The organism is Bacteroides sp. HMSC067B03, assembly GCF_001811315.1.
In the GTDB taxonomy this organism is placed as follows: Bacteria; Bacteroidota; Bacteroidia; order Bacteroidales; family Bacteroidaceae; genus Bacteroides; species Bacteroides faecis.
Genome location: NZ_KV804430.1, coordinates 1 through 1,179 on the forward strand (window position 1 = coordinate 1; position 1,179 = coordinate 1,179).

Annotated in this window: 1 rRNA gene; it reads left to right on the forward strand. The window is 45.6% G+C overall.

The annotated features are described in order from the left end of the window. Window positions 1–177: 177 nt before the first annotated feature. Window positions 178–1,179 (forward strand): 16S ribosomal RNA (locus HMPREF2794_RS21405); the annotation flags it as partial.

Genomic DNA, 1,179 nt, shown 5'->3' on the forward strand with positions numbered 1-1,179 from the left:
AGTTCTTTGAAATATTGATAAACAATACAAGTAGTACAAGAAAAAATAGAACCGTCAATGCTTGTTGGATACATAGCAGTATGTATCTGATGACAGGTATTAATGAAGTCAATAAATTGTACGGCATCCTGAACAGAGCAAATACCATTCTTTCATAGGAATGATAACAATACTTTTACAATGAAGAGTTTGATCCTGGCTCAGGATGAACGCTAGCTACAGGCTTAACACATGCAAGTCGAGGGGCATCATGCTTATAGCAATATAAGTGATGGCGACCGGCGCACGGGTGAGTAACACGTATCCAACCTGCCGATAACTCGGGGATAGCCTTTCGAAAGAAAGATTAATACCCGATGGCATAATAGAACCGCATGGTTTGATTATTAAAGAATTTCGGTTATCGATGGGGATGCGTTCCATTAGGCAGTTGGTGGGGTAACGGCCCACCAAACCTTCGATGGATAGGGGTTCTGAGAGGAAGGTCCCCCACATTGGAACTGAGACACGGTCCAAACTCCTACGGGAGGCAGCAGTGAGGAATATTGGTCAATGGACGAGAGTCTGAACCAGCCAAGTAGCGTGAAGGATGACTGCCCTATGGGTTGTAAACTTCTTTTATATGGGAATAAAGTGGTCCACGTGTGGATTTTTGTATGTACCATATGAATAAGGATCGGCTAACTCCGTGCCAGCAGCCGCGGTAATACGGAGGATCCGAGCGTTATCCGGATTTATTGGGTTTAAAGGGAGCGTAGGTGGACAGTTAAGTCAGTTGTGAAAGTTTGCGGCTCAACCGTAAAATTGCAGTTGATACTGGCTGTCTTGAGTACAGTAGAGGTGGGCGGAATTCGTGGTGTAGCGGTGAAATGCTTAGATATCACGAAGAACTCCGATTGCGAAGGCAGCTCACTGGACTGCAACTGACACTGATGCTCGAAAGTGTGGGTATCAAACAGGATTAGATACCCTGGTAGTCCACACAGTAAACGATGAATACTCGCTGTTTGCGATATACAGTAAGCGGCCAAGCGAAAGCATTAAGTATTCCACCTGGGGAGTACGCCGGCAACGGTGAAACTCAAAGGAATTGACGGGGGCCCGCACAAGCGGAGGAACATGTGGTTTAATTCGATGATACGCGAGGAACCTTACCCGGGCTTAAATTGCATTTGAATA